2 protein-coding genes are annotated in these 1,344 nt (G+C 32.8%); both read right to left on the bottom strand.

Annotation, left to right across the window (positions count from 1 at the left end):
• Positions 1 to 117 precede the first annotated feature (117 nt).
• Entirely contained in the window at positions 118 to 885 is a 768-nt protein-coding gene (locus L2567_RS20900) for a hypothetical protein (protein WP_235299813.1), read from the bottom strand.
• An 82-nt stretch (positions 886 to 967) separates the two neighbouring features.
• Positions 968 to 1,344: Fic family protein (locus tag L2567_RS20905; protein ID WP_235299814.1), on the bottom strand; the 377-nt coding region annotated here is incomplete at its 5' end.

The following is a 1,344-nucleotide window of genomic DNA, read 5'->3' on the forward strand; positions in this document are numbered from 1 at the left end:
TGGAAGGAATGAGTTTAGTGGCGTATTCGATTCGAAAGAATGAGCATGAAGAGCCGTATGAGCTGAGAGGTTCACGTACGGTTCTGTGAGAGGTTTAGGGGTGAGAGTCCCCTTTACCTACTCGATCGTTGTATTTATGTTTATTGACTCTTCATCTTCGAAGCAATTTGGGTCAAAATCTGATATTAATATTTTGAAATAGTCTTTTCCAATAGTAAAAGTACTTCTACCAATTGTGTCGATCGCTATAATTGAATCTTTAAAATTGTAATGTCTTAGTTGGATTCTGCAATCAAGATTTGTAATCACATTTAAGGTAAATGAGAATGTGTTTTTTTCCATTCCTTCACTCTTTTCGAATACAAACTTTGTCGAATCTTGTTCCACCATTTCGTATGCATATATTGGAGGTATTTGGTAGAAGATTGAATCAGAGTTTTTCTCTTGTTTGACTATAAAGTTGTTAAGAATTCCATCGTTCAAAATTTTGATTTTTGCACGGTTCACAACAGTAGAATTACTGTTTTCAATAAATTGCATTTCAATACTTTCTTTTGTTTGAGTTACAATAGTTGATTCAAAAATATTCTCAGGAAGTAATAGGCTATCCAATTTTTTACCGTTTGTAAAATTTGTAGTTATTAATAAATACTTGCTTGTTGAATCGTCAGTAGTTTTCGCAATTTGGATTATAATATCGGATAGATTATTATCACCATGATCTAATTCCCACAATTTGTCGTAGTGTGAATTATCTGTCTGCTGCACCTGGTTAAATTCTTCAAAATATACTATTCTTTTCTCTTTATGCTTACTAGATTCAATATCACCACTACATGATATTAAAGATGCAAGTATAAAGATATGGATTCTATAATTTTTCATTTTTGTATCACAGATAACGTGATAGCCGTAAACGTCGTGCCGTCGCGATAGCAGGCATGACCGTTTTCACGGCGTGTTACCCCTAGTTCCCTTTCAAATTTACATAATAGATTGTTCCTTTTCCCTTTCCTGCTCTGTTTATAACTCCCTCATCTACTAAATACTTCACGTCTTTCTTCAAAATATATTGAGTGTACTGATCTAGTGCGGAAGTCAAATCACTTATTTTGACTGGCTCATTATCAGTGATAAAGTTGACTACTTCTGTCTGTCTTTCATTTAGATAGCTCTTTTTGTCTTTTATGTTGGAGTAATTTTCTTCTAGTGTTTTGATTGATGCATGTAGAGTATTTAGTAAAAATAAGACCCATTCTTTTATGTTTTCTTTTTCTGTATATCGATTTGATTGCCCAGACATCAGTGCTTTATAATAATCTTTTTTTCTCTTTTCAATTTCGT

This window comes from Portibacter marinus, assembly GCF_021533195.1.
Taxonomy (GTDB): domain Bacteria; phylum Bacteroidota; class Bacteroidia; order Chitinophagales; family Saprospiraceae; genus Portibacter; species Portibacter marinus.